The organism is Coleofasciculus chthonoplastes PCC 7420 (genome assembly GCF_000155555.1).
GTDB lineage: Bacteria > Cyanobacteriota > Cyanobacteriia > Cyanobacteriales > Coleofasciculaceae > Coleofasciculus > Coleofasciculus chthonoplastes_A.
Genome location: NZ_DS989862.1, coordinates 117701 through 139725 on the forward strand (window position 1 = coordinate 117701; position 22025 = coordinate 139725).

At 44.2% G+C, this 22025-nt stretch carries 15 protein-coding genes; 9 read left to right on the forward strand and 6 right to left on the reverse strand.

Features of this window, described 5'->3' with window-relative positions:
• Positions 1-220: 220 nt before the first annotated feature.
• Positions 221-3652 (forward strand): alpha-mannosidase, encoded by a 3432-nt coding sequence (locus MC7420_RS25950; RefSeq protein WP_006104142.1) that lies wholly within the window; start codon positions 221-223, stop codon positions 3650-3652.
• A 34-nt stretch (positions 3653-3686) separates the two neighbouring features.
• On the opposite strand, the gene MC7420_RS25955 is transcribed toward MC7420_RS25950, so the two are convergent.
• The 6 genes from MC7420_RS25955 to MC7420_RS25980 form a co-directional block, all read right to left on the reverse strand.
• Positions 3687-4919: a hypothetical protein gene (locus tag MC7420_RS25955; RefSeq protein WP_006104201.1), complete on the reverse strand. Its 1233-nt coding sequence runs from the start codon at positions 4917-4919 to the stop codon at positions 3687-3689.
• A complete protein-coding gene (locus MC7420_RS25960) occupies positions 4916-6445 on the reverse strand; it encodes an AAA family ATPase (protein ID WP_198016556.1) in 1530 nt (509 codons plus the stop codon). Before MC7420_RS25960 ends, MC7420_RS25955 begins: the two co-directional genes overlap by 4 nt.
• Before the next feature lie 35 nt (positions 6446-6480).
• Positions 6481-8493: an HsdM family class I SAM-dependent methyltransferase gene (locus tag MC7420_RS25965; protein WP_006104126.1), complete on the reverse strand. Its 2013-nt coding sequence runs from the start codon at positions 8491-8493 to the stop codon at positions 6481-6483.
• Between the two features lie 3 nt (positions 8494-8496).
• On the reverse strand, positions 8497-9771 hold the full coding sequence (locus MC7420_RS35680) for a restriction endonuclease subunit S (RefSeq protein WP_006104130.1): 1275 nt from the start codon (positions 9769-9771) through the stop codon (positions 8497-8499).
• Positions 9764-11305 carry a type I restriction-modification system subunit M gene (locus tag MC7420_RS25975; protein ID WP_006104149.1) on the reverse strand — a complete coding sequence of 514 codons (1542 nt, stop codon included), beginning with the start codon at positions 11303-11305 and terminating at the stop codon, positions 9764-9766. Before MC7420_RS25975 ends, MC7420_RS35680 begins: the two co-directional genes overlap by 8 nt.
• Positions 11306-11440: 135 nt before the next feature.
• Positions 11441-11638 carry a hypothetical protein gene (locus MC7420_RS25980; RefSeq protein ID WP_006104114.1) on the reverse strand — a complete coding sequence of 66 codons (198 nt, stop codon included), beginning with the start codon at positions 11636-11638 and terminating at the stop codon, positions 11441-11443.
• A 243-nt stretch (positions 11639-11881) separates the two neighbouring features.
• On the opposite strand from MC7420_RS25980, the gene MC7420_RS40425 reads away from it, so the two are divergent.
• From MC7420_RS40425 to MC7420_RS26015, 8 genes are all read left to right on the forward strand, one after another.
• A complete protein-coding gene (locus tag MC7420_RS40425) occupies positions 11882-12484 on the forward strand; it encodes a hypothetical protein (protein WP_006104094.1) in 603 nt (200 codons plus the stop codon).
• Positions 12485-12721: 237 nt separating this feature from the next.
• Positions 12722-14122 carry a BamA/TamA family outer membrane protein gene (locus tag MC7420_RS43510; RefSeq protein ID WP_006104178.1) on the forward strand — a complete coding sequence of 467 codons (1401 nt, stop codon included), beginning with the start codon at positions 12722-12724 and terminating at the stop codon, positions 14120-14122.
• A complete protein-coding gene (locus MC7420_RS43515) occupies positions 14115-14396 on the forward strand; it encodes a BamA/TamA family outer membrane protein (protein WP_269546329.1) in 282 nt (93 codons plus the stop codon). The genes MC7420_RS43510 and MC7420_RS43515 overlap by 8 nt, the downstream gene beginning before the upstream one ends.
• 89 nt (positions 14397-14485) lie before the next feature.
• Positions 14486-15346 (forward strand): heme-dependent oxidative N-demethylase family protein, encoded by an 861-nt coding sequence (locus MC7420_RS25995; RefSeq protein ID WP_006104205.1) that lies wholly within the window; start codon positions 14486-14488, stop codon positions 15344-15346.
• Positions 15347-15770: 424 nt separating this feature from the next.
• Positions 15771-16526 carry an NYN domain-containing protein gene (locus MC7420_RS26000; protein WP_198016558.1) on the forward strand — a complete coding sequence of 252 codons (756 nt, stop codon included), beginning with the start codon at positions 15771-15773 and terminating at the stop codon, positions 16524-16526.
• Positions 16527-16850: 324 nt separating this feature from the next.
• Positions 16851-17534: a ribonuclease III gene (rnc, locus tag MC7420_RS26005; RefSeq protein ID WP_044209805.1), complete on the forward strand. Its 684-nt coding sequence runs from the start codon at positions 16851-16853 to the stop codon at positions 17532-17534.
• Positions 17535-17913: 379 nt separating this feature from the next.
• On the forward strand, positions 17914-19815 hold the full coding sequence (locus MC7420_RS26010) for a S9 family peptidase (RefSeq protein WP_006104159.1): 1902 nt from the start codon (positions 17914-17916) through the stop codon (positions 19813-19815).
• Positions 19816-20002: 187 nt separating this feature from the next.
• Positions 20003-22024, forward strand: a complete 2022-nt coding sequence (locus MC7420_RS26015) for an AMP-binding protein (RefSeq protein WP_044209762.1) — start codon at positions 20003-20005, stop codon at positions 22022-22024.
• The last annotated feature ends 1 nt before the right edge of the window (position 22025 follow it).

Genomic DNA, 22025 nt, shown 5'->3' on the forward strand with positions numbered 1-22025 from the left:
TTATTCCATACTTTATCGCTTTCTTAGCGAATGTTCGTAGTTGCGCTGTCTTCGCCATAAACGCTGGCATCACCCACCATACACCCTTAATTCAGTCTAGCCAGGAAATAAATTTCCGGCTAAAAGCTAAAACCCGTTAAAACGGGTTCAAAGGCGGATTAATGCGACAGATGTTTTCGTAATTGTGATTGTTAACTATTCATTTTTATCATTCATTACTATGTCTTCCTTACCCTTCCTTTCTGACTCTATTGCCAAACTCCGCGCCTTAACTCAGGTGAATGTGCAGACTAATTGGAAACTGTGGTCTGAAGATCTGCCTCTGGAGGAGATGATTAACCACATTTTTGCCAACGGGTCAAGTAGTGAACTTAATGATAAAGGCTATATTATCTGGTCAGCCGGACGCCAAGTAATGTGGTTCGGGCAACAATTTATCATTCCCCAGGATTTACAAGGTTATCCTTTAGCCGGATTAACCCTACGACTAGCCCTAACCTGGTGGGCGGAAGATGCCAAAATTTTTGTTAATGGCGAGTTAGTCCAAGAAGGAGACTTATTTGATTCGTCAGCGAGAGTCCTCCTCAGTTCAGCCGTTAGTCCTGGGGAAATTATTACTGTCATGGTACGGTTAGTTAGTCCAGGTCATGATATTGGCGGGTTAATGCGATCGTCCTGTATTTATGAATCAACAAACTCCCTTGATCCTGGATTTGTGGCGGATGAATTAACCGTATTACAGAACTATTTAACCGCCTTTGCACCCGAACAATTAGGAACGCTGGCGGTGGCTGTATCTAAGATTGACTGGCAGAGGGTATCTGATGCCGATCAGTTTACGCGATCGCTAACTCTATTGCGCCAAACTCTTCTATCCCAAAACCTCACCCCTAACGCCACATTTCACCTACTCGGTCATGCCCATTTAGATATGGCTTGGTTATGGTCAACTCAGGAAACTTGGGATGTTGCGGTGCGAACCTTTGAATCTGTTCTCAGTTTACAGCAAGACTTTCCTAATTTAACCTATTGCCATACGACACCCGCCCTTTATGCCTGGATCGAACAGAATCGTCCCGACTTATTTAGCCGAATTCAACAACAAGTCATAGCTGGAAAATGGGAAACAGTTGGCGGAATGTGGGTTGAACCAGAACTAAACTTAATTGATGGTGAATCCATAGTCCGGCAACTTCTTTATGGTCAACGTTATACCCAAGAAAAATTCGGTCAAATTAATCAAGTCGCCTGGGTAACAGATAGTTTTGGCTTTACGTGGCAATTACCACAACTTTTAAAACAAGGCGGAATAAACTATTTTGTCACCCAAAAACTGCATTGGAATGACACAACTGAATTCCCCTATCACCTCTTTTGGTGGCAATCACCGGATGGAACTCGAATTCTCAGTTTAATGTCGCCGCCTAATATTACTGGAGTCATGGACACGAATCCAATTACCATGACCAATTATGGGATTAAGTGGCAAACCCAAACAAAAATTAAGGATATCTTTTGGTTACCCGGTGTAGGCGATCATGGCGGTGGTCCCACTCGCGATATGTTAGAAGTCGCCCAGCGTTGGCAACAGTCTCCCTTCTTCCCCAATTTAGAATTTACCACCGCATTGAAATATTTGCAGAATCTTGAGAATCAATTAGAAGATAGGGAAATGATGTGTAGAGACGTGCCACGGCGCGTCTCCGGGGGCGGGTTTAGTCAAATCAGGGAAACAAACAACGATAATAGTGAAACCCGCCCCTACAAATTACCCATCCCTAATCCGATTTGGAATAATGAACTCTATCTAGAACTCCATCGCGGCTGTTATACCACCCACGCTGATCAAAAACGCTGGAATCGTCGCTGCGAAGGATTACTGTATCAAGCCGAACTCTTTGCCTCTCTCGCCACCCTAATCACCAAAAAAAACTATCCTCAAACTCAACTAGAAACAGCCTGGAAAAACGTCCTCTTTAATCAATTCCATGACATCTTACCCGGAACCTCAATTCCCGAAGTCTTCATTGAAGCCAACCAAAAATGGCAAGACGTGGAAACAGTCACCCAAGACATCATAGCCGAATCCCTAAACGCGATCGCGTCCCAAATCACCCTCCCTTCACCCCCTCACCCCAACGCCCAACCCCTAATTCTATTCAATCCCCTCAACTGGCAACATTCAGAACTCATTACCATCTCCTTACCTCCCTCCCTCTGCGAACCTCTGCGCGAACCTCTGCGAACCTCTGCGTTGAAAAAACAGTTCCCCATCACCAACAATCAAACCTGGCAAATTTACGATAGTAACGGCGAAAAAATCCCCAGCCAAACCGGATTCCATATAAGCGAAGCGAAAGGTCAAACCCATCTGCTATTTCAGGCAAAAGATATCCCCGCGATCGGCTATAAAATAGTCTGGCTTTGTCCCACAGACACCCCCCCAGAAAACAATCACCCCAATCCCCAACCCAACAACGAATTTATCCTCGAAAATGACTATCTGCGAGTCATCGTCAATCCCAATACAGGCGACTTAAGCAGCATCTTTGATAAACCCAACCAGCGAGAAATCTTAAGCGGTGCAGGAAATCAACTGCAAGCCTTTGAAGACAAAGGACAATATTGGGACGCCTGGAATATTGACCCCAATTACCATCAACATCCCCTACCACCAACCCAACTACAATCCATTCAATGGCTAGAACAAGGAAATCTGCGATCGCGTCTCCAAGTCATTCGCCAATTAGGACAATCCCAATTTTGCCAAGAGTACATCCTGACATCAGATTCACCCCTACTTAAAATAGCCACAACCGTAGATTGGCAGGAACGCCAGGTATTAGTCAAAGCCGCATTCCCCTTAAACCTAGAAGCCGACTACGCCACCTATGAGATTCCCTGCGGTGCCATCCAACGCCCCACCAAACCCCAAACCCCTGCCGAACAAGCCAAGTGGGAGGTTCCAGCCTTACGTTGGGCAGATTTGGGTGATAAAACTTACGGCGTGAGTCTCCTGAATGATTGTAAATACGGCTATGACGCCCAACCCTCTCAACTCCGATTAACCCTACTCAAAAGCCCAATGTGGCCCCATCCCGATGCCGATCGCGGAATTCACCACTTCACCTACGCCCTTTATCCTCATGCGGGAACTTGGCAAGCCGCGAAAACGGTTCAGCGAGGGTATGAGTTAAATTTTCCCCTGCAAGTCGTTCGGTTAGAAGATACAGCGAATCAGGGTGTTAAATCGAATGGCACTGACTTAAGCTGGGTTCGTAGTAGCACGAAGCGTGCCAGAAGCGCTAAAGCGCTGACTACAAACTCTAAAGTCAGTGGCATTTGTGTTAAATCATTGCCCCCTGGGGGTTCCTTGCTAGAGTTATCGGCAGAAAATTTAGTCATGATTGCGTTCAAGCGATCGCAAGATAATCCCCACCGTTGGATTCTGCGGTGTTATGAATCTCAGGGAGAGGAAGCGGAATTTTCATTCAATAGTGATTTAAGTTTGGCGATAAATGGTTGCGTGGATTTATTGGAACGTCCTGTGGATCAGTCTCCAGAATCCCCGACACTGCAAGCCTTGAGGATAGCGCCTTGGCAGATTCGGAGTTACGCGATCGTTGAGAAACCATTGATCGAGAAAACATAAATTGCTTGTCGGGTGGGTTAGAAAGAATACAAATCTACCCTTCTTCTGCTACTATTTTCCTTAAATTTCGGGCTTGCTTAAGGTGTGGTTCTTGAATGTAAGCAGGGTGTGATATGTTGTCCTGACTTATCCAATCAGCTATTTCCTCAAGTAAGGGAAAATTTTTAACCTCTATCGGCTGAGAACTGCTGATAGCTGGTTTTAATTCTCTCTCAATTAAAGTAGCAAGCCACCAAGACATGGGAAATGCAAAAGGTATTTTACCTTGGTTTTCACACAAGCTTTGTAGCAGTTCTGTAAGTCCACGGTCTACGTCAAAAATGTTAAGTGATTCTCTTTGTCCTTTTGCTGCTTTCATAAATTGTTTAATTTGACTGAAAAGCTGGTTTTCAATTGTTTTCACTATTTCCAACCATCTATCTGGAATTTGGTAGGCATTACAGTATGCGTCGATACAGTCACGGAGATTTTCTCCTTTACGCGGCTTAAATTCCATCAAGCTTATAGACCTATAGCCTTTTTCTAGTTCAAGCTTTAAATAAGTTAAGTCTCCAAGTCCACAATTTTTGTATATCAAAAATATATCTTCTAATTTACGTCGATTTTTTGAGTTTTTCTGAAGTACGTCATGATTTCCCTTAACCATTAACGAATTACACTCACTACAGATAGGAATTAAGTTAAAAGGATGACAAGAAAGGTGGGGATAGAGGCTAATGGGAAGATAGTGATCAACTTGACTACGAGTAGCTGAAAAGTCACAAGCAGGGCAAACTTCAAGTTGATTATTAGTCTTAAAAAAATTAGATTTAAGGTTATTTTTATTAAATTGGGTTGCTCCTCTTTCTGAAAAAAAGTAATCAGGTAATTCTTTACCCAGATATTCATAGAACAGGCAAAGAAACTCAGCGCCTGCTTGCTGCCAATCTGGGGCGGCTTTTTTCCTATATGGTGTCATATAACCGACTGGGTTAGTCAGAAATGCCAGCGCTTCTCGAAACAAACATCTGCTCCATTCAAGTTTTTCTGGACGTGAACCTTGAGAAAAATTCTCTAAAAGTTTGCGCCTTTTTGGACCTCGCCAAAGCCAATCAGCAATTTGTTTATGTCGTCCTCGAAACCTTTTATATCCTTTCAGGTAACGCTCACAGGTTTGCCGACTTAGAGTCTCCGTAGAAGCAGCGTATCTTAGTAAACGCATTTGTAGGTAAACTACATCCGTCAGTCGCTTAAGCGTGAGTTCAGGTAACTCTACTTGATAAATCATTCCTTTTCCATTGTTTGCAATTCGCGACGAATTAGATAGCTCCAATATCCTTGAGCAACGACATTATTCAGCAATTCTTCGAGTACCTCTCGTCGTTCATGGGGACTTCGATTTAATGAGTTTTCTAACTCTTGCTCAATACGGTGTACACTGGATGCTCCAGCAGGATGTGGCGCACCAAACACATGCACCATTATATCGCTAGGATCAGCTCCAAAGGTTCGCAATGTTGGATTAAATGAACTCTGAGTGTAGTTGTTATTCCGATCTAAGACGACAATATCTTCTTTGGGAACATCAGTTAATGTGATACTGGAGTGAGTCGTAATTAAAACATGGCTATGGCGATCTTTGAGCTTAGCGTCTAAGAGTTGCACAATTTGGCGTTTCCAGAAATCATTAAAGTGAACTTCTGGTTCATCTAGAATAATCAAAGCTTCGGTAGTACCTAACAAAGTAAATAGACTCATCCGACCTAAAAAACTACGTTCCCCGTCACTGAGCCACTCAAACAGGTGTAAGGGTGGAACGTCTAGATGGGTTTCGGGATGCGGGGAATTTGTCCGTTCTAAAAAGATGTTGACTTCTCTCAAAACGGATTGTCCATTTTCATCCACATTAGCGAGTAAGGAGAGTTTTTTGAACAACTCAAAACCACTAGAGAAGCTGTTAAAAATCTCTTTAGCAATGGAATGCCCAGTGCTAGTTAAGTCAAACACCAATAAGTAATCATTTCCTTGATGCAGACACAAAGATGCTATCCGGGCTAAACTCTTGACATCATCCCAGTCACCTAAATAAGCGGGATCATGAGTTTTCCGGAATTTCAGGGAAAAGCCGGATATGGGTTTTATATATACTTCTTGAAAAACGTCCTTTAAACCTGACTGATCAGAATTTTCTGCTAAATCGACTAATAGACTACAAAGCGTGAGTAAAGGAAGCTGATGGTTTTTGATAAACAAACAGCGACTACCTTCGCTTGTGTTTTGTCCCTCGGTGATTTCCAAGTTGGTTCGCTTTCCGGGTAACTCTCGAATTGCTCGTTCGAGTTGAGACAAGTCTTGTAATTCAGCTAAATTGCCACTGTCCAAACTGTTTTGGTCTCTACCAAAATCCCATTCTCCTTCGCTACCTGTTGTAAAGGCAACGACGAGTTCCGGTAAGATATCACGACTTATCGCAATAGGTTGGTTATTTTCCCAAGCTGAGGGAACTGGGGTGAAAATCATTTCTTCGGTTTCCGGATCTTCGTGGCGATTAGAAATTTTAATCGTGCGCTTTTGGTTATCCGTTCCCAGTTCATATTCCAGTTCAAAGGGATATTCAATGTAAGGATTTCCCTCTAATTGCTGCATTAAGTTCCATAATATCTTCAGCACCGTTGATTTGCCTGTGCCGTTGACACCAACGAGAAAGTCAAGGCTATAGTTGCGAGTAAAAGTTAGGCGGCGTTCAGTGGGTGGACAAAAGCAAATCTCTAGGTCACGTAAGACCCGATAATCTCCTAGGTAGAGTCGTTTCAATTTCATATACTCTCCCCCTCTGATTCTGATTCGCTTCAGTCGAACTGCCACAAGTCTCGCTCTGTAACACGACGATAGCACTGAATTGACTCATCGGTGCTAGGAGTTGTAATCGTCACTGGGACAATTACTCCCAGGCGTTCCAGAAGATCGACAGTTGAGCGAGTCATTTCTGATATCTCGCTGTCATCCTCTTGGAGCAACTCCTCTAAGGTAAAGTGTACTGCGGTTTGTGGGTTATCTTGATCACGGCTATCAATTTTTTCTATTTTTGCCTGAATTCGCTCCCAAATGGTCTTCTGTTCTGGATTCAGTTTTTCGAGAATTCCCAGGGATGCTATATTTGCCAATGGAGAAGGAAGTTGTTGATTGGCGATCGCAGGGAGTTCTAAGCGACCAAATAGGTTCTCAATGTGCTGAGACAGCTTTCTCTGGTTTTGATAAATTTGGCTGAGGAGTTCAGCCGGAGAATCAGTCGAACGCGGTTCCTCTTGCTTTTCAACATAACGTTCTGGGCGTAAATCGTAGGTTGGCGCTTGAATCGTGTCGCACCGCACCGCTACACCAAGGAGTTTGACTCTATTGCTTCCTAAGGCTTGGCTTTCCGGTAAAACTGAGATTGCTGCTGCTTTTACAGGTTGAGAGAATAGGCGTTTAGGATCGGGGTCTTTCTTTCCGTATAGCTCTTTAATTAGCTGCTGTGGATTTTCAACCTGTGAGGGTTCGCTACCATCCAAGGGAATGCGATCGCAGATGCGCTGTTTACCTAGGGGTGCAGTCTTAGTTAACAGGAATGCAGAGGTGGTTTCATTCGGTTGTGGATAAAACGTAACCGAGGTCAATTCTGTCGAGGTCGCTTGGCAAACAAAGCCCAGTAGTGAAGTACCTTCAACTATTCTGCTGATGGCTATTCGAGGATTTTGTTGGGGAAATAAAAGAGGGGAATTCGGATTGGTGAGAACTCTGGTGACAAAGGGTAAGTCACTTGCTGATTCATCGGGATCTTGAGTTAAGTCACGACCTCGACCACTAGGATAGCCGTCCTGTTCAAGCTGCCAAAACCAGATTAGATTCTCTCCATTTTTTGAGGGTTGGGCGAAATTATCGGGTTTACTCACAAGCAGCAGGTGAGTTTGTAACGGACTGTAGGGTTGTAAAGCGTCTTTGGGTAAGGAGATGACAGCTTCAAGTTTATAGTCAAAGATTAGCTGTCTTCGTAATTTTCTCTCACTTGTATTGTTACTAAATAGCAGACCTGAAGGAACTAAGATGGCTGCTTTTCCTGCGGGTGCGAGTTTTTGGAGGGCAAGTGCAGTCAGCGCGGTTTCGCTGCGGCTACTAACTTTATACCCCAGAGTATTTTCTGCTAATTTTTCATCAATCTTTTCACCGAAAGGCGGATTGATGAGTATGCGGTCAAAAGTTTTTTTAGTAAATTCTTCTGAACCGCAAACCTGAAGTGCATTTCCATTGATCAAACGTGGAGTAAAATGATGTAATCTAGTATTAGCCCAGGCAAGTCGTTTCCATTCCGGAGAAATATCAATACCGATTGTTACTTCACTACTGCTAGGATTAGTTATCTCGCGATCAAGTAAAAAGCCACCACTGCCACAAGCCAAGTCTGCCACACTATGGTTATTGGGTTCAAGTTGGGCAAGACGCTGCATAAACTTGACAATATGTCTAGGAGTCGGATAGCGTCCCCCTGGAAGCATGGAAGGTAAGCGAAAGAGAACATAACGGTCAAATAGTGTTGCCATGTCTCCTGCTTGTTCTGCTGCTTGACGGAGATACTGTTTAATCGCTTCTATATTTACGTTTAAGTCTCTAGGTAGTCTTTTCGGGATGCCTTTTTCTGATACAAAATCTTCTGTCTCGTTAGGTACAATACTTGGGATTTGTGAGTGATCAGCGACAGCTACTATTGCACCACTTTCTTCTAGTAGTAATCTGGCAAGGTATTCAATAACTGTTAAATCGTCGGTGATTCCAGTTTTTCGTAATTCCGACCAAACTTGATTAAGCTTTTCGTTGACGCTTGTCATAATCTATAGCTGTCCCTGAAACGCTTTCTCTAGGATTGACTGTTCTAATCGTTCAAGTAGTTGTGCATCTTGTTGCATTATATTTTTCATTTCGTGGACTTTCGTCTGAAAAAAATTAAGATATTCAATAATACTTCTCTGTTCACTTATTGAGACGATAGGAATAACCACTTTTTTTAGAGTGTCAGTTTTTAATCTCCTCGTTCCATGAGCTGCTGTTTCTACTTGCTGAAGTATGAATGGCGCACGAGCGCGAAGGATGTATCCTAGATACTCCGACAGGAGATTTTTCTCTGGCACGAGAGCTTTCATGTCTTGATTGATTGTCACTTCATTTTTAGTAACTCCTACTGGTAAGGTGTGAGCTAAAATCATTCCCCTAACAACTATTAACACTGAACCTTCAGGAACAATATTTAATTTCTTGTCTTGCAGAGCAGTCTGTGATATGTACTTTTGTGTAGTGTCAATATACCAACGCTTCATGTCTCTTGGAGATGTCCATGGAATAGACCCGCCCCAATATTCTTCGTTTTCTGTTGATGGCGTTCCCCCTCCTAGTATTTTGATATACTTACTGGATAAAAGTTCACCTATAGTTGGAGAATCAGGATATTTTTTATCTATTTCATTTATTAGTTCCGTTAGTGTTGCTTCCATGACTCGGCTAGTATCCCGACGCATTTTGTCCAGAAGCTGGTGATCGCCTTTCAATTCACCTAGTAATGATTCGATGCGAGATACAATGCGATTCTGAACATCAAGAGAGAGAATAATATCTTTAGGAAATGGAATTGGTATGTAAGTCTCTTTAATTAACGTTTGGCTTATGTTGGGTTGAGCTGCACCAAAACTACGATTGATCAGTTGATGACGAATGTATTTAAAGTAATAAAATAAGAACCAATTGTTTAGCAAGGGTAAACCAAACTGTTTTTTTGGAAAAATAGCACAAATAGCTTGGTTGGTAGCAGCCTCTACGCCTAAAAGTCCTAACTTACCAACTGTAGCACCATACATAGCTATCAAAAGAGTACCTTTTGGAAAAATTTTTGCATTTGATTCCTTTATAGCTTCCACGGTGATTTTTTCTTCGCTATCAAATATTTCTGCATCTTTTAATTCACCTGACTTAAACCAATTAATATTTCCTTGAAAATATTCTAAATGGTTTCTTCTAGGTGTACCTCCGCTTGTTGTGTTAGCAAGTTCTGATAGCTTTTTCCATTGCCATAGTTTAATAAAATCATTATCTATTTTCTGGTTGACACTAATCATCAGATTTTATCCTATCGTTTAGCATTTTATGTAGCCTTTCTAATCTAATCTGTAGTTCACGTTGATCTTTTAATAATATAGCTGTAATTTCCGACGGATGCGGCAACTTTTCTTTTTTTAAATAGATCGAATTTTTAGCGGTAAAATCATATTCATTTTTTACTAAACCTTTAACATCTTCAAGCCAGCTATTTGCCGTCATAGTTGGTCGATTAGCTTTCCCTAGATGGTAATCTTTCATCTGTTGCCAAACCTGACGTGCTTCCGCAAAATGCTCATCGGAAATTGAGTTAACCTTACTGAACTTCTTAAGGTCATCAGGTAAGGCTATCTCTTGATAAAGTACCTCCTTTTGTTGTTCCCCTCTCTCAAAAAAAAGCAATGCGGCTTTAACATCGGAATAGGGAGCAAACGTGCCAGGGGGTAAACTCACGACCATAAATAGATTAAAATCATGAAGCAGTTCTTTCTTCACAGTAGCAAAAGCTCCACCCCGAAAAAGCGTTCCTTCAGGTACGACTATCCCACAACGCGCCCCCTGCTTGGGTTTGAGCTTTTTCATAACGTGTTGCAGAAATAACAGTTCAGTCGCGTTGGCTTTGACGGGGAAATTCTTCTGAATCCGAGCATTTTCCTTTCCACCAAAGGGTGGATTTGTCAAGATCACATCAAACGTCTCATCAAAGAGTCCTGACCCATCCCGGATATCTTCTGCAAGAGTGTTACGTCGTCTTATATCTGGAACTAAAACGCCATGAAGCACCATGTTCATTGTGCCAAGCAAGGCGGGTAATGGCTTTTTCTCCTGTCCGACAAAGGTATGGCGCTGGAGAATTTCTCGGTCTTTGGCTGTTTTCTCCTGCTTCTGCGTATGTAAGAAAGCCTCCAGTAAAAATCCGCAGGTTCCACAGGCGGGATCGTAAACTGTCTCGCCAATTTGAGGATCAATGACCTCTACCATAAAACGAATCACTGAACGCGGAGTGTAAAACTCTCCAGCCATCTTATTCTCACTACCGAGGCGTTTGAGTAAGTCTTCGTAGATGTGAGAGACGGTGTAGATATCGTCAGGATTGGTCAAGTCAATCTGATCAACAATCTTTAGTACATCTTTGAGGTTATCGGGTGAGTCGCAGATAATCACGTTGCGATCGCGGAATATCCCAGCAATCACTTCCCGTTCCGGTGAACCCGACAAGGATGCTAAGTGAGGAATGAGTTCACCTCGGACAAACTCCATCAACTGATGATCATCCCACGCCGGAATAGTACGGCGTCCCTTTTTCCCGCCTTTTTTCCCCAAAGCCTTTGTCACCCAGTTAGACCAGCGATACTGTCTACTGATAACCCGTGTGTACTTACGGTTCGCTGACTTGGCTTCCTGTTCAAAGGCATCTTCCTGTCCATCCAGGAATTTCAAGAACAGTAACCAGGACAGATGTTCCACATACTCCATCACACCGCCACAGTTATTGTCGCGGCGCAAGATGTCACAAGCACGCCAGATATCGTTGGTTAGTTGTTCTCGACTCACCTAGTCTCCTCGCGGTAATGGCGTTGCTGTCTCTGATTCTAAGGTTGAGACAAACCTATTATTTTACCAAAGCATCTCGCTTTTTTTGATCTATATCTTTTCTGAGAACAGGAAAACCCAGAATAGAGATTAATCTCACTCCTCTGTATCTTGGTCAACTGCTGGATTTGGAGAAACGATTAGCCGTCTACGCCCAATTTGATCCACTAACTCACTTTTAGATTTTAGCCCCAATTCCTGCGCGATTTCTTCTAGTCCACGCGCCCCTGTAGGTGTAACTGTTAGATTAAGTCTTTGCTTGAGTTCATCCTGATCAACGGGTTCCCCCCGCATTCGTTTTTTCCTTTTAGGCATATCTACTGTTAGTTCACGCGCATATTCTGCACGTCATGCTAACATCTGGACTTTTTCGGTTGTGGGGTATTTTGTTTCAACATTTTTAATACGTATTAACTGGTGTATTGCTTGAAAGGCATTTAGAATATACGTATTAAAATGAAAACAATGCCAGCTCCACAGCTTTGGACGGCACCGAGTCTGGCATTGACTCCCATCAATAGGAGCAATTTCAATCCTATGCCAAATTTCTCAAAAAGTACGTGCGATCGCGGCTTAATTCGCCCATCCACTGACCAAAGGGGCTATCAGCAAGCCTTGGATGATTTTGCGATCGCCTCCCTCCTCTCTCGCCTGCAAACCCTCTGTAACACTGAGTTTGATGCAGCCGGGATGAATGTAAGCCAGTCGGAACTCGAAAGCCTCGCCGCGATCCTGATCCGCGAGTTAACCGCGACTCTCAATAGCAAAATTGTATCCGGCTACCTTAAAACTATGGGTTATGGCTGCTGCGACTTACCCATCAGCTTTAGTCACAAGCGATTCTCAGCTGTTGAACTCCCCACCAACTTCCCTCACGTCAAACCGCCGAGATTCATCTATGGGGACAAGCTGCAATGGATTCGCGATCGCGCAGACAGCCTCAACCCGAAACTCCCCCATCCGCCAACATCTCCAGACTGGGGAACTGCGATCGGCAGATTCTACGGCTTTGCGTCTCATCACTGTGGTTGGACATGGTGTTATCTGATTTGGCTGGACAAATGTTCCCCCAGTTCCCGGTGGACGGTAGCTGATACGGCTTGGGAAGATGACCTGGAACCTTGGGAGGAAAGCCAATGACACCCCGTCCCATCACTGAACGCGAACAGGCTTTAATGTGCTGGAACATTATGAGGAGATTCCGCCTGAACTTTTGAATGTGCTTTGTCCGGGTTTTGGGAATTTCTAGGAATTTCAACAGAGCGTAACATTATTGTAGAGATATTCCGGCGGAATATCTCTACCTTCCCTGATGGGAAATATACTGATAACATCGTTTGTAAAAGCGGAACTGGCACGTAGCGGGTAAGGTGGCTGATGGGGTTCTACCAACGGTGGCGCAAGTGGTTTATTCTTCCCCTAGTATTGGCTGGGGTAGGTGCAGAATTATTGGCGGCTGCATCGATTCGGGGACAGGAAATAGAGGCAGTTTCGCCCGTTGAGTATGGTTCGTTTGTGGATAATCAGGGGATGCCAATCGAAGCGCGATTAAACCCCACGTACCGCCAGAGGCGATCGCAACCCTTCCAGAAGCAGAATGATCTCCCCGATGTGCCTCAACTTCCTCAATCACCAAGGCGTAATCCTATTCCTTCCAGGAGATCTATTGCGATCGCGGATATCCAAGTTCGCTTTGTCGATGAAGACGGTCAACCCACTCCCGGAAACACTCGTCCTTATATCATTACGCGAGAATTTGACCTGCAACCCGGAGACGTGTATCGCCCAGAGGTCGCCCAGCAAGGGTTAGAACGAGTAACGGAGTTAGATAGTGTCGAGGATGCTACCCTCAGTCTCCAACAGACCAATCAACCTAATCAAATTGTCATGATTGTGAATGTGGTTGAGGATTCATCCTTTAATGTCACGGCTTTTCCCAGTTCAAGTCGGGCAAAGGGGATTTATGGGGTGTTGCGGTTAGAGGAGGAGAATCTGGGCGGAAATAATCAGAACTTGGCGCTAGAACTGGAAGCAGGCGAAGATACCCTAGGATTTGAGGTGAGTTTTACTGATCCGTGGATTGCGGGTGATCCGTTGCGGACAGGGTACAGTTTGGCAGTGTTTAATCAGCGTTCTCCCTCGGAAGTGTTTATTGGCGGCGATCGCGAGGTGGATTTGCCGAATGGGGAAACGCCGTGGGTGCATCGTTTGGGGGGAAGTGGGGAACTGTTTCGTCCTCTGGGAGGGAATTGGCAGGCTGGGGTAGGAGTATCTTATCAGCGCGTGTCGATCCGGGATCAGGCGTTTACCGATCAGGTGCAGCCTGTGGATGAATTTGGCAATCCGTTGAGTTTAAGCGATCGCGGTCAAGATGATTTATTGACGGTGAATCTATCGGCGGTGCAAGATAATCGCGATGATACCGATTATCCCAGCCAAGGATCTAATGTCAGAGTCGGGATGGATCAGTCAGTTCCTGTGGGTGAAGCCGATATTATTTTTAACCGGGTGAGTGGAAGTTATACCCAGTATGTGCCGATGGAGTTATTTGGGTTCACCTCTGGCGATCAAACCTTGGTGTTTAATCTTCAGGGAGGAACCGTGATTGGCGATTTACCGGCTTATGAAGCCTTTAGCCTCGGCGGGGGGAGTTCGGTACGCGGCTATCAGAGTGGGGAAGTGGGTGCAGGTCGGTCTTACCTGCAAGCCACGGCGGAATATCGGTTTCCGGTGTTTAGGGACTTGCGGCTTAATAATATACCAATCAAGCTTGACTAAATTGATTAATACAGCTTTCCTAACTGGTACTTTATTTTTACGCAACTCCCTTACTTGGTTGGGGGGTCGGATATTTGCGGATTATGCCACAGATTTAGGCTCAGGGGATACCGTTACTGGGGAACCGGGAGAGGTGCGGGATAAGCCAGGGAGTGGATTGGGTTATGGGGTTGGGGTGAGAGTGCGATCGCCTTTTGGTCCAGTACAGGTTGATTTTGGCTTAAATGATCAGGGGGATTCTCAGGTGCATTTGGGCGTAGGGGAACGCTTTTGAAATCATGCATTCATGTATTCGTCGTGTATTTATGTATTGTAAAGTATTCATCTATATCTACCTTTGCTGAGGGAAAATGGCAAATGAGAATGAGTCTCAAAGCTCTTGATCCCCAAGATTGGATTGAAATTGATGACCAGTTTGTCAAGTATTTGTCACAAAAGGATACTCTGCTCAAGACTCGACATTCAGAGGTATTTGCCAGTCTCCCCGGAACCGCAGCCAGTCAGAAAGAGGTGCTAGAGTTACTGCTGGATCATCTGCTGAAACGCTTTCCCCAGCATTATCGACGCCACGATCAAAGGATTGAGGCGATCGCAACCCATCAAGTTTGGCATATTTCGGATTTCGAGTCAGCCCCCCTGGATTTAGCTGGGCGTCTGGTACAAGAGGATTTATTATTGATGGAGCGATCGCGTCAAGGGTATCGTTTAGTCGCCGCCTCCCTCTGCTTTCCCTTGCGTTGGCGACTGCGAGAAAAGTTGGGATGTCCCCTGACTCAAATCCACTCCCCGGTTCCGGGATATTCTGAAAAGCTGGCGCATCCTGTGGATAGTGTGTTTAATCGCCTCAAATCTAATCATCCCGTTTGGCGATTAAACTGGAGTATTGTCGAGTCTCCCGAACTATTCTTTCCCCCAGAGAACGCAAAACCAGGTTGGGAGACAACGATAAATTGCCAAAATGCTGGGGATAAGATGTTTCTGAGAATTGAACGTCAGACATTAAGACGGTTAGCAACCAGTGGTGACATTCTGTTTACCGTGCGTACCTATGTACATCCTTTGCGAGTGCTTGAAGATAATCCCCAGATGGCGGATAGTCTAGCGGAGATAATTCAACACATGCCAGTTGAGATGCAGGAGTACAAAAACATTTTACCGATCCGCCAAGTGCTTCTGGGATATCTGGGCAGTATAGTTGAAACTGGAGCGATCGCGAATAATTAGACAACCCCACCCCTTGTTACGAAAAAGGAACCAACTAGCCACAGCCAATAATTTGCTGAGATTGTGGCATAGTCAAGTAAAAAATGATTGACATTTAGTCTGGGATAGGTTATGGTTTCATTAGACAGCATTAATATCTCGCCAGCTAATGTGCAAGATGTTGGTTGCGGTCTCAGCTTTAGGATACAAGGTTTACAACTTTAGAGTGGCTGTAAAGCTTGTATCCTGAATCTGAGACTTTAATCTAACAACTTCACCATGAGTTAGGGTAGTTGCAGATAAGTATATGGAGATTTTATGGAAATCTCTTGAACCATCTCTGTTACCTCTAGATGTGTGATTTACCAATGCTGTCCTGTTAAAAATTAATAGGATAGAAAAAATGAATCTACACTCACAAGTAAAAACAAATCGGTGTCAACCCTTGGTTAATCTGTATTGGGATCTTCAGAACGTCTCAATTCAAAAGTCAGCTCATTTGTTGCTGTCCTTTGCTCAAACACAAGGACACTTGCTTGCCCAAAATGTCTACTATAATTCACAATGTCAAAACCAAGCTCAAGCCAAAAAACCTCTATCCCGTCTTGGATTTGACTGTCGTGATGTTCCTTGTCCTCTCAAGGACAGCGCCGATCATCAATTAATAGCGCATTGTCTTAAAGATATACACAGTGATCGTTCTCCAGACATAATTATTCTTGTGTCAGGAGATGGAGATTTTTGCCCATTGGTTCGCAATCTGCAAAGCTTGGACAAAAAGGTGATAATCTTTGCCCAGCTCGGCAATGTGAAACAAAAGCTAAAGGATCTTGTTCAAGATGACTTCTATTTTGTAGACCAATTGCCTAAGTTAGTTCAAGTTAAAACTAACCCTCAGACTACTGCCGTTAAAGCTCAGCTTATTTACGAGGAGGCTATCGATTGTTTGAGAAACGCAATCCAAACAGCATTAAATCAGGGTCAACGTACATCCCTTTCCCAGATTGGCAAACTGATGCGTCATAATCCACATTTTCCTAAGTGTAGTAAATTCCCATTAGTTTGTAAATCTGATGGCACAACGTTCTCGAAATTGAGTAAGTTTGTTAATGCAGCTATTTCCGAGGGGATAGTCTACGCCAAAACGACAGGTAAAGAGCCAGAATTCTTTTTGAGCGAGAGAAATCGATTACTTGTCTAAATATTCTTTGCCTAGATGTAAATAAACTTAAATCATCTCGGTTACGTAGTATAACTGAGGTGATTTAAATTCACGCTAATCGCGTTTATTTATATCAAACCATTTCACCTAGCTTTTCACGGGAAGTCTAGAAACTATTGTAGAGACGCGCCATGGCGCGTCTGGGCGGGTTTAGTCACATCTGGGTGCAACCCGAAAAGATAGTAGTGAAACCCGCCCCTACAGAGGCATCACATACCGTGAAAATTCCAACCCTTTCACCTGATTAATTTTGAACATCAAATTTCTATGCCAGTAACCTTTCCCACAACGAGTACGTTAGAAATGAATCAACTTCCAACTATCAAAAATGAAACGCTCCGACTCAGCGCCCTCACTCACCGTTCCTACGTCAACGAACATCCAAAAGCTGGTGAACATAACGAACGCTTAGAATTCCTGGGTGATGCTGTATTAGGTTTTGTCGTCGGTGAACTCCTCTATAAACGTTACCCGGATGTAAGTGAAGCTCACCTAACCCGTTTGCGTGCTAATTTAGTCGATGAGAAACAACTGGCTAAATTTGCCAGCCAACTCGGTATCGGTGACTTGATGCGATTGGGTAAAGGTGCAGATAAAGAAGGGGGTCGGCAAAATCCCGCTTTACTCAGTGATACCTTGGAAGCTTATATGGCGGCATATTATATAGAATCGGGGATTGATGCCGTTCGTCAATTTATTTACCCACTTTTCAGTCGTGTGGCTGATAGTATAGCGGTTCAACAGTCCGATACCGAACCCAAAAACTTAGTAGATCCCAAAGGTCGATTTCAGCAATGGGCGCTAGCTAATTTTGTCGAAAACCCCACATATTCTATTATCGATGAGTCTGGACTCGATCATGCCAAGGAATTCACGGCTGAAGTGCGCGTAAAAGGAAAAGTTTACGGTGTCGGAACTGGGCGTCGTAAACAAGATGCGGAAAAGCGTGCGGCGAAAGCAGCGCTTAAAAAAGTTGAAGTGGAATAAACCTGCGTGACCCCCCTAATGGAGTCCCATTAAATAATTTAGAATTGTATAACCTGTTCGGCATTTAAACCTTAATGTCAATAACGGCGAAATATTTGTAGGTAGTGCGTTTAGCGAAGCCATGCCGCAGGCTTTGCATCTTGCTCACTACTAATACCCAATTTAAATGCATGACAAAATTGATGCATTAAATTGGGTTCGTAATTAGGGCTTTCGCCTAAAACCTGGTTGGATTTCCAGCGTCAAGCCAACCGACACCCCATCCCATCATGTTAGCTGTACCGCTCGATAATTGGGCTTACCCCTGAGTAGCTTCTAACAAGCCAGATTCGTTACAGTATCTCTAAGACAATCACAGCAATTGAATCCGTAAACTAAAATGGCAACGGCAACAACTTCTCCAGTATCCCAAGCACTACCTCCCTTAATTCCCCGCGAAACCCTATTCGGAAACCCCGATCGCACTCGCCCGCAGCTATCCCCCGATGGGAAGTATTTGGCTTATATCGCCCCAGATGAGAAGAATGTGTTGCAAGTCTGGTTACGAACCGTGGGAGAAGATGATGATCAACAGCTAACGGCGGATCAAAAGCGGGGGATTCGCCTTTATGTCTGGACATACAATCCTAACCAGCTTATTTATCTGCAAGACTCAGACGGCGACGAAAACTTTCACCTCTATTTGGTGAATGTCCAATCCAAGTTAGTGCGCGATTTAACCCCCTTCCAAGGCGTGAAAGCCCAACCGATTGACCTTGATCCAGAGTTTCCTGATCAAGTCTTGGTGGGAATGAATCTCAACGATCGCCAAAAATTTGATGTGTATCGGGTTAATCTGAATAATGGCGCAGTGGAGTTTGAGACTGATAACCCTGGTAATATCGTCAGTTGGGTGGCTGATGCTCAATTCCAGATTCGGGCAGCGATCGCAGCCACGCCAGATGGGGGTTCCGATCTGTTATTCCGCGAGACTCCCGATAAATCCTTTGAATTATTACGCCACTGGGGACCCGATGATGAAGGATCAGCCGTCACCTTTTCTCAGGATGGCAAAACCCTGTATATTACTGGATCACATGATGCCAATGCCCAACGGTTAATTGCTTTAGATTTAGCCTCCCGCCAAGAAACGGTTATGGCGGCTGATGAACAGTATGATATCGGTGGTGTGGTTATCCATCCGACTCAGCGCCGGATTCAGGCGGTGTCCTTTTATAAGGATAAAGTGGAATGGCAAATTCTCGATGACAGCATTGCTGATGATTTTAAGGCGATCGCGCAAATCCGAGGCGGTGAATTTTCCATCACCAATCGCACGTTAGCGGATGATACTTGGTTGGTTGCTTACGCGACGGATGATGGTCCAGTTTATTACTATGTGTATAACCGGGAGGCTAAAACCCACTCCTTACTGTTTAGCAATCAACCGGAATTGGAAACCTTGCAACTCGCATCAATGCAACCCATTTCCTACCCAGCGCGGGATGGTTTAACCATTCACGGCTATCTCACCACGCCTGTTGGCGTTGAGGCGAAAAATTTACCCACGGTGCTTTTGGTTCATGGTGGACCCTGGGCGCGAGATACGTGGGGCTATAGTCCAACGGTACAATGGTTGGCAAACCGGGGTTATGCGGTGCTGCAAGTCAATTTCCGAGGATCTACAGGTTACGGGAAAGCGTTCCTAAATGCCGGAAATCGTGAATGGGCGGCAAAGATGCATGATGATTTAATTGATGCCGTCAATTGGATTGTAGACCAAGGAATTGGTGATCGGAATAAGGTGGCAATTATGGGCGGGTCCTATGGTGGATATGCCACATTGGTGGGATTAGCCTTTACCCCAGAAGTATTTGCCGCAGGTGTGGATATTGTTGGTCCGAGTAACTTAGTTACCTTAATGCAAAGTATCCCTCCCTACTGGGCACCAATGAAAGCCATGTTTGCCCATCGCTTGGGGGACTTAGACACAGAGGAGGAGTTTCTCAAAGCGCGATCGCCTTTGTTTTTTATTGACCGGATTCAGAAACCGTTATTGATTGGTCAAGGGGCAAATGATCCACGGGTAAAACAAGCCGAAAGTGAACAAATTGTTGAAGCGATGCAAAAGGCAGATAAACCTGTTGAATACGCCCTTTACACCGACGAAGGACATGGATTTGCTCGTCCAGAGAATCGGCTTCACTTTTTCGCGATCGCCGAAGAGTTTCTCAGTAAATATTTAGAGGGACGCTTTGAACCGATTGGTGAAATTCAGGGTCATTCTGGGGTGGTGAGTTAATCTGAAAAGTAATGGCTGGTGAAGTCCCCCAACTTGCTTCACTGAAGTTGGGGGTTCACGCATAAAGGTGAATTTTTGTTACATCTTGCCAACCTCGTTTGTTCTGATTAAAGTATAATTATTAAATCTGTCTTACTTAATTATGAAGAACTCATTTAGACAAGTTAGATATAAGTTGTAGGTATTAATGTATACAATGTATTGTCAAGGAGATAGTTTAGTTGACATCCTGAAAGCGCGATCGCGCCAACAACCGGAACAACGCGCCTACACCTTTCTCGGAAATGGCACAACAGAAACGGCTCATTTAACCTACAAAGAACTAGACCAACAGGCTCAAACTCTTGCCACTTATCTACAAACCCTAGCGCAACCCGGGGACAGAGCCTTACTCATTTATCCAGCAGGTTTAGAATTTGTTACTGCCTTCATTGCCTGTCTCTACGCTGGTGTTGTCGCTGTACCGATTCATCCTCCCCGTCCTAACCGTCCACTCAATCGACTTCAAGCCATTACCCAAGATGCTCAAGCTCTGGTAGCATTAACCACAACATCTCTGTTATCCAAGCTCAAAGATAAAGTTAACCCGATCCTAGAACTACAACAACTAAACTGGATAACTACCGATACCCCTGTCCCAGAACCAGGAACCTGGTCTCCTCCGACAATTTCCCCTGACACCCTTGCCTTTTTACAATATACTTCTGGTTCAACTGGAATTCCCAAAGGCGTGATGGTGAGTCACGCTAACTTAATCCATAACCTTAAAACGATTCAGGCAGCCTTTGAACTGACTCCAGAGAGTGTATCCGTTAGTTGGTTGCCTCACTATCATGATATGGGACTGGTTGATGGGATTCTCGAGCCTCTATATACAGGTTGCCTTGGGGTTTTAATGCCACCCACGGCTTTTTTACAAAATCCGGGTTGCTGGCTTGAAGCCATTTCTCACTATCGCGCTACCCATAGTGGGGGTCCAAACTTAGGCTATGAACTCTGCGCCAATAAAATTACCCCTGAACAACAAAAAGGACTTGATCTCAGTTGTTGGTTAAGTGCCTACAATGGTGCCGAACCGATTCGTGCAGAAACTTTAGCACAATTCACCTCTAAGTTTTCCGCCTGTGGCTTTCAGTCTAAGTTTTTCTATCCCTGTTATGGGATGGCAGAATCTACGCTGATGATTAGTGGTGGAAACCTCCAAGATGAGCCAACGGTGCTTACCGTTGACGCACAAGCTTTAGAACAAAATAAAGTCGTCCAAGCTTTAGCCAATAGCGAAAATGTAAAAAACCTGGTTGGCTGTGGACATCCGTGGCTAGAAACGAAAGTCCTCATTGTTAATCCTGAAACCCTTACCCCCTGTGCAGAGAATCAAGTGGGTGAAATTTGGGTCTCTAGTTCAAGTGTGGCGCAGGGGTACTGGCAGCAAGTAGAAGTTACAGAGGAAACCTTTGGCGCATCTGTGCCGGAAACAACTCCAGGACAATTTTTGCGTACTGGAGATTTAGGCTTTTGGCATGATGGTGAGTTATTTATCACTGGACGGATCAAAGATGTGATTATTATCTGGGGTCGTAACCACTACCCGCAAGATATTGAATATACTGTTTCTCAATCTCACCCAGCGTTACGTCCTGATGCTGGTGCAGCTGTCAGTATTCAGGTCAATGGTTTGGAGAAATTAGTCATTACTCAAGAAGTTGAACGTAGTTATCTACGTAAGTTGAATGTGGATGAAGTCGTCGGTGCAATTCGTAAAGTTGTTGCGGCTGACTATGATTTAGACGTTTATGCTGTGGCTTTGCTCAAAACTGCCAGTATTCCTAAGACATCTAGTGGCAAAATTCAGCGTCGCACCTGTCGAGACAGATTTCTCCAGCAAACCCTTGATGTGGTTGGCGAATGGCAACAAGCTAATTTATCGCCAACCTCAATACCCATGCCAGATATTACATCCTCAACCCTGACCCCAGAAACCCTGGAAAATTGGCTGATTAGTAGACTGGCAACGGTTCTCAATATTGATCCCGAAGAAATTGATCCAGAAGAATCTTTTGCTCAGTATGGTTTAGATTCTTCAGTTGCGCTAGAAATTACTGGAGAATTGGAGGTTTTGCTGGAGCGTGAATTAGAACCTACACTATTTTGGGAATATACCAATATTGAATCTTTAACGGAGTATCTCAGTACAGAAATCTCTGACTAAC